The organism is Arthrobacter sp. AK01, from assembly GCF_021109375.1.
Classification (GTDB): domain Bacteria; phylum Actinomycetota; class Actinomycetes; order Actinomycetales; family Micrococcaceae; genus Arthrobacter.
The window spans coordinates 1-6,676 of the sequence record NZ_JAJOHP010000126.1 but is presented as its reverse complement, the minus strand read 5'-3'; the positions used below and the strand labels follow the sequence as shown (position 1 = coordinate 6,676).

Below are 6,676 nucleotides of genomic sequence, written 5' to 3'. Positions count from 1 at the left end.
CTGTGGGGGCCTCCTCCCACCCCCCACCCACCCCCCCCGGGCCGCTTCGTATATAGTTTCACCCCCCCTTTTATAAACCGCGGGGCCCCCGGCCCGCGGGGGGGGCGCCCCGCCGTTTCGTTGTGCTGCTATGGCCCTCGCGGGCTGTACCTCTTCTAGTGGAAGAAGTGGCGTGCGCCGGTGAAGTACATCGTGATGCCGGCAGCGTTGGCTGCGGCGATGACTTCCTCGTCGCGGACCGAACCGCCCGGCTGGACGACGGCGCGGACACCGGCGTCGATCAGGATCTGCAGGCCGTCAGCGAACGGGAAGAACGCATCCGAGGCTGCAACGGCACCGCGGGCACGCTCAGGTGCGTCTGAACCGCTGGCGTTGGAGGCACCGCCGGCACCTTCGACGTCGGACTCCACCTGCACGCCCAGCGTGTTGGCGCGTTCGACGGCCAGGCGGCAGGAGTCCAGGCGGTTGACCTGGCCCATGCCGATACCCACGGCGGCACCGTGGTCGGCGATCAGAATCGCGTTGGACTTCGCGGCGCGGCACGCGGTCCAGGCGAAGGCCAGGTCCGCCAGGGTTGCCCCGTCAGCTGCTTCGCCGGCTGCGAGGGTCCAGTTGGCGGGGTTGTCGCCGTCGGCGTCCACCTTGTCGCTCATCTGGACCAGGACGCCGCCGGAAACCTGGCGCATTTCGGCCGGGTAGCGGCCATAGCCCTCGGGAAGGGCGAGGAGGCGGATGTTCTTCTTCTTGGAGAGGATCTCCACGGCTTCCGGCTCGAAGTCCGGTGCGATGACAACCTCGGTGAAGATGCCGGCAACGGTCTGAGCCATTCCGGCGGTCACTGTGCGGTTCGCCGCGATGACGCCGCCGAACGCGGAGACGGGGTCGCAGGCGTGGGCCTTGGCATGGGCGTCGGCGATCGGGTCCGCAGCATCAGCCGAACCGACGGCGACACCGCAGGGGTTGGCGTGCTTGATGATCGCTACTGCTGGCTCGGCGAAGTCGAAGGCAGCGCGGAGGGCGGCATCGGCGTCGACGAAGTTGTTGTAGCTCATGGCCTTGCCGTGCAGCTGGTCGGCCTGGGCGATGCCGGCCGGGGCAGCCTTGTCCACGTACAGCGCGGCCTGCTGGTGCGGGTTCTCGCCGTAGCGCAGGACCTCGGAACGTTCCAGGGCGAGACCGGCGTAGGCGGGCCAGTCGATGATGCCGTCGCCGTCTTCGTCGAGGAACTGGCTGGCGGTCCAGGTGGCAACAGCATTGTCGTAGCTGGCCGTGTGCGCGAAGGCCTTGGCAGCCAGGCGGCGGCGGGTGTTCAGGTCGAAACCGCCGTGGGCTGCGGCGTCGACTACTGCGCCGTAGAAGTGCGGGTCCGTGACGATGGCGACGGCGGCGTGGTTCTTCGCGGCCGAACGCACCATGGCGGGGCCTCCGATGTCGATCTGCTCCACCACGTCATCCTGCGCTGCGCCGGACTTCACGGTCTCGACGAACGGGTAGAGGTTCACCACCACGAGGTCGAAGGTTTCGATCTCCATGCCGGCCAAGGTGTCCATGTGTGCCGGGACGCGACGGTCGGCCAGGATGCCGCCGTGCACGCGCGGGTGCAGGGTCTTGACGCGGCCGTCCAGCATTTCCGGGGAGCCGGTGACTTCTTCGACTTCCTTGACCGGGATGCCTGCGGCGGCGATCTTCTTGGCGGTGGAGCCGGTGGAAACAATGGCGACGCCGGCTGCGTGCAGGCCCTTCGCGAGCTCCTCCAGTCCCGTCTTGTCGTAAACCGAGATCAGTGCACGGCGGATGGGAACACGGTCAAGCTGCGTCAAGCTCACAAAAGTCTCCGTCTTAGTTCGCGTAGATGTCGCGGGTGGTATCGCGGGTGTGGGGATACGGAGAGTTTATCGTGTTTCGTGGTTGGTCCGGTTTTGCGTCTTTGATGCCCTTGCTGCGTTGCGAGGCCCGCTCTGCGCCCCAAACCACCCACCACCCACGCAGACCAGGCCCCACAAGTCGCACCCCTGCGTTGCGAGGCCCGCTCTGCGCCTCAAACCACCCACCACCCACGCACACCAGGCCCCACAAATCCCACGCCCAGCGAACTTTCACGACGACGGCCCTCGCCACCCGCGCGACGTCAAAGCGTCCCGCACTTTCCGCTCGGCATTGACCCACCCGCCCTTCATCTGGACTTCGGAGAATTTCAGGACAATCCACCCCAACGCGCGAAGCCGATCGTCGCGTTCGATGTCCTTGCCCCACTGCACTGGGTCGGCGCGGTGATGATCGCCCTCGTATTCCATAGCAATTTTGTACACCTTGTACTGGAGGTCCGGCGTTGAGATGTAGCGGCCGTGATCGTCATAAACTGGCTGGGTGACAGTTGGCTCCGGCAGCCCGGCGTCGACGATTTTCAGACGCAGCCTTGACTCCTGCGGCGAATCTACGCCCGTGCGCAACAATGGCAGAATTTCCCGGGCCATCCGGATGCCTTTGACCTTGGGGCGTCTATTGATGACTTCCTGGATCGCCTCAAGCGAGGACAACGGATTCTCGCGCGCCAACAGAAAATCGCCGGCGGCCACAAGCGATGACCTGCCCATGTGTCTAGCCAGATCCACCCACGTCCATTCCGGCGAAGTCATTTGGACACCGTTCAACACCCGAACATCCCGCGCCAAGAGCGGAGCCCGGTGCCCGACCACCCCCCGACGCTTGACCCTCCCGATCTCTTGCCGGCGGGTCACATGGATTAGCCCGCTCCTGCCCTCTTCCTCGAGGTAGATGGGGAGCGGCATGCACCACAACAACGCTGCAGTGACGTGGCTGACTGCACAGCGTGGAGTCACAGCGGTGTGCAGCCGCCCGAGCAGTTCGAGGTCGCGTTCGTTTGCCCTAGCGATACGGATGCCACGACTCGGCGTCACAAGTTCTTTCGTCTGGAGTCGCCACCGTGGCACGCCGGAAGCGTAAGCGTCGGCGACGAGGAAGCCTTGAGGGTCGACGTTCAGAGGCAAGGGAGTGAGATTCCGCATGGGCCCATGCTTGCCGGAAATGATGGCTCACATTCGGTTATCCACAGAAATCGCCCTTTGATGGGCTTTTGACTTTTCCTCCACAGAAAATGCGAGGCCGGCTTTGCGCCCCCAAACCCCGACCAACCACTCAGAGCGGGCCCCACAACTCACGGACCACCCGTTGCGAGGCCTGTTCTGCACCCCAAACCGCTCACCAAACACGCAGAGCGGGCCCCACAACATAGGGTTGATCCATGGAAGCCCCCAACGATGTCGTACTTGTTGCCGATGTAGGGAAGAGCCGCTGCCGCGTCGAGTTGCGCAGCGGTACAGAGTTGCTGGGCGCCGCCGACCATCACGGCTTCCCCGGAGTGCACGTGGACAACGGGCCAACCCTGGCTTTCGACCTCCTCCTTGAGACGGTCAGCCAATTGCCGCCCGGCCTCCCCGTCAGCACCTTGACCGGCATCGGGGCCGCCGTGGCCGGGGTTGAAGCATCCGCCGAGAAGTCGCAGGAACTTGCCACCATGCTGTCCCAGCGGTTCAGTGTCCCGGCAGCCGTGCTCTCCGATGCCACGGCCGCCCAGCTCGGCGCGCTCCAGGGCGCCCCCGGCACCACGCTCATTGTTGGGACAGGCGCCGTCGCCTTCCGGTTCGATGACTCCGGAGTCCTGCACCGGGCCGACGGCTGGGGACCCTATCTTGGGGATCGCGGCAGCGGACGATGGATCGGCCAGCAAGGCCTGCAGGCAGTTCTTGAAGCGTACGACGGCGGCCCTGCCACATCGCTGTCGGCTGCGGCCGGCGCACTGGTCGAGTCGCCCGGGATGCTGCCGGGCTGGCTCGCGGCCAACGAGAACCCCTACCGCGCGATGGCCCGTTTCGCGCCGCTGGTTCTGCACGCGGCGGAGGTGGGTGACGCCGTCGCGCATGACATCATCGGCGAGGCGTGCCGCATCCTGACCCGCACCGTGAAGCTCGCGTCCAGCGGCGACGAGGGCGGCACACCCCGCGTGGCGATGCTGGGCGGAGTGGTGGGCTCGGACTTCTTCGCGGCGCTCTTGCGGAAGTCACTCGCTTCGGCTGGGATTGAGGTGGTGGCCCCGCTCGGCGATGGCTTGGACGGTGCTGCCCTCGCTGCGACGCGCCGCGGGCTCATCCAGGAAAGGTACATCCACCGTGACGGCACAAACTGGCCCGACTAACCCCAACGACGCGGACAAACTCGCGGGCCTGCGCACGGAACTCGCAGGGTTGGCGACGGAGGCCACGGCCGAGGGCCTGGAAAACCTGGACATCCTGGGCACCGAAGAACTCGTGGCCGCGATGCTTTCCCACAGTTCAGGAGTACACGCTGCGGTTGAAGCGGCCAGTGCCGCCATTGTTCAAACCGTCGACGCCGTTGCGGAGCGGCTCCAGCGCGGCGGCCGCCTTTTGTATGTGGGAGCCGGCACGGCCGGTCGCCTGGGTGTGCTCGACGCGAGCGAATGCCCGCCAACGTTCGGCACCCCGCCGGGACTCGTCGTCGGACTCATCGCAGGCGGTGTGCAGGCGATCCAGAAACCCGTTGAGTATGCCGAGGACAACGCAACTGCCGGCGCGCGCGACCTGCACGGTATCAACGTGACCGAAGCCGACGCCGTCGTGGGTATCACGGCCTCGGGCCGGACGCCTTACGTGATCGGTGCGTTGGAGGAGGCCCGGAAGCGGGGCGCGTTCACGGCGTCGCTGGCGTGCAACAAGGGCTCGGCAGTAAGTCACGTGGCGGATGCTGCGATCGAGGTTGTGGTGGGTCCTGAGTTCATCGCTGGTTCCACCAGGCTGAATTCGGGCACGGCCCAGAAACTTGTCCTCAACATGATCAGCACGCTGGTGATGGTGAAGCTCGGCAAGACGTACGGCAACCTCATGGTGGACTTGCGCGCCACGAATGAAAAGCTGCTGGCCCGATCGCAGCGCACCGTTCAGCACGCAACCGGCGTTGATGCCCATGAAGCCGCTGCCGCGCTGGATTCGGTTGGCGGTTCGGTCAAGGCGGCGATTTTGGTGCTCCTGACAGGCATCGAGGCTGGTCAGGCCAAGGGTGCCCTGGAGGAAGCCGGTGGTTTCCTGCGGCGGGCGATCGAGAACCAGAAGTAGCCCGGACGGCAGCCCGGTGCCCAGCGCATAAAGTTGCATGCAGGAGGGCAAATGAATACATACACAGCCGTGCCCAGCGGCGAACAAGTTGTGCAGGACCTGCCATGGCGGTGGAAGGTCCAAGGACGGATTTTCCTGATCGGCGGACTCGGGTTCATGTTCGACGCCTGGGATGTCACGCTGAACGGCATCCTGATTCCGCTGTTGTCCAAGCACTGGTCCCTGCAGCCGGCTGACGCTGCGTGGATCGGCACGGCCAACCTGATCGGCATGGCCGTGGGCGCCTTCGCGTGGGGCACCATTGCGGACACCATCGGACGCAAGAAGGCCTTCACGGCCACCCTCCTGATTTTCAGCATCTTCACGGTTCTGGGTGCGTTCTCGCCGGACATCGTGTGGTTCTGCATCTTCCGTTTCATGGCCGGCTTCGGCCTGGGCGGCTGCATCCCCGTGGACTACGCACTGGTGGGTGAGTTCACTCCGCGGAAGCAACGGGGCAAGGTGCTCACGGCCATGGACGGGTGGTGGCCGATCGGTGCTGCGCTCTGTGGCTTTATCTCGGCCGGGCTCGTTGCTGCCTTCGGCGACTGGCGGCTCACCATGCTGATCATGGTGCTGCCGGCGTTGCTCGTTTTCTGGGTGCGCCGTTCGGTTCCCGAGTCACCGCTGTTCCTGATCCGTGCGGGTCGCCGTGCCGAGGCTGCGGCGGTGATTGATGGCTTGGTCGAGGCGACAGGTGCTTCGCCGCGGGCGTATAGCCTGCCCGAACCGCAGGCTGCGCCGCGCCTCTCCCCCGGCAGCGCCTGGGCCCAGTTGCGGCGGATTTGGCAGTTCAACTGGAAGATCACCACCGCTGCCTGGGCACTCTTCTTCAGCATCCTGCTGGTCTATTACCTGTCTCTGACGTGGATGCCGCGCATTCTCATCGGTGCTGGGTTTGAGGAGTACAAGGCGTTCGTCACGACGGCGAGCATGGCCGCCGTCGGACTCCTGGGTGTGGTGGTCGCGGCGCTCCTGGTGGAGCAGGTGGGTCGCAAGTGGATCCTGGCCATCACCGGTCCGTTGTCCGCTTTGACCTTGGTGATCGTGGCCTTCGTGGTGGACGTTCCCTCCGCTGCCGTGTTCTGGCTGCTGGTGTTCGGGTTCGTGGTCCAAGTGGCCATCCCGGTCCTCTACGCCTACGTGTCCGAGCTGTACCCGACTGAGCTTCGCGGCTCGGGCTTCGGCTGGGCGTCGACGTTCTCCCGGATCGGGGCAGGCTTTGGGCCCCTGGTGTTTGCCTCGTTCTTCTGGCCGGAGTTCGGATTGGCGCAGTCCTTCGCCATGGCTGGTGGCCTGGTGCTGCTGTCCGTGCTGTGGATGGCGTTCTTCGCCCCCGAAACGAAGCAGCGCGAACTCTCGTAACCGCCCCGCCTCGTACCCAACTGAGTCGGGGGGGGTGGGGGGTGGGGCCCCCGCGGGCGGCCGCGCGGGGGGGGGGTGTGGGGGGGGGGGGGCGGGGGGGGGGGGGGGCCCCCCCCGGGGGGGGG

General features: G+C 65.9%; 5 protein-coding genes. 3 read left to right on the top strand and 2 right to left on the bottom strand.

All coding sequences use genetic code 11. The features are described from left to right. Positions 1-155 precede the first annotated feature (155 nt). Together purH and LN996_RS23205 are read right to left on the bottom strand one after the other, a co-directional pair. The gene (gene purH / locus LN996_RS23210; protein ID WP_231343451.1) at positions 156-1,826 is read right to left on the bottom strand and encodes a bifunctional phosphoribosylaminoimidazolecarboxamide formyltransferase/IMP cyclohydrolase; all 1,671 of its coding nucleotides are present in this window, start codon (positions 1,824-1,826) and stop codon (positions 156-158) included. A gap of 270 nt (positions 1,827-2,096) precedes the next feature. Continuing rightward, the gene (locus LN996_RS23205) at positions 2,097-3,026 is read right to left on the bottom strand and encodes an endonuclease domain-containing protein (RefSeq protein WP_231343450.1); all 930 of its coding nucleotides are present in this window, start codon (positions 3,024-3,026) and stop codon (positions 2,097-2,099) included. 236 nt (positions 3,027-3,262) lie between these two features. Between LN996_RS23205 and LN996_RS23200 the strand changes: the two genes are divergently transcribed. The 3 genes from LN996_RS23200 to LN996_RS23190 are packed head-to-tail and all read left to right on the top strand — an operon-like array spanning position 3,263 to position 6,551. Continuing rightward, positions 3,263-4,213 (top strand): N-acetylglucosamine kinase, encoded by a 951-nt coding sequence (locus LN996_RS23200; protein ID WP_231343449.1) that lies wholly within the window; start codon positions 3,263-3,265, stop codon positions 4,211-4,213. Continuing rightward, on the top strand, positions 4,188-5,147 hold the full coding sequence (gene murQ / locus LN996_RS23195) for an N-acetylmuramic acid 6-phosphate etherase (protein WP_231343448.1): 960 nt from the start codon (positions 4,188-4,190) through the stop codon (positions 5,145-5,147). The genes LN996_RS23200 and murQ overlap by 26 nt, the downstream gene beginning before the upstream one ends. A gap of 51 nt (positions 5,148-5,198) precedes the next feature. Continuing rightward, positions 5,199-6,551 (top strand): MFS transporter, encoded by a 1,353-nt coding sequence (locus LN996_RS23190; RefSeq protein WP_231343447.1) that lies wholly within the window; start codon positions 5,199-5,201, stop codon positions 6,549-6,551. Positions 6,552-6,676: the final 125 nt, after the last annotated feature.

Coding starts and splice junctions, on each gene's coding strand:
- LN996_RS23190 (WP_231343447.1), top strand. CDS start 5,199: ATGAATACATACACAGCCGTGCCCAGCGGCGAACAAGTTGTGCAGGAC.
- LN996_RS23205 (WP_231343450.1), bottom strand. CDS start 3,026: ATGCGGAATCTCACTCCCTTGCCTCTGAACGTCGACCCTCAAGGCTTC.
- LN996_RS23200 (WP_231343449.1), top strand. CDS start 3,263: ATGGAAGCCCCCAACGATGTCGTACTTGTTGCCGATGTAGGGAAGAGC.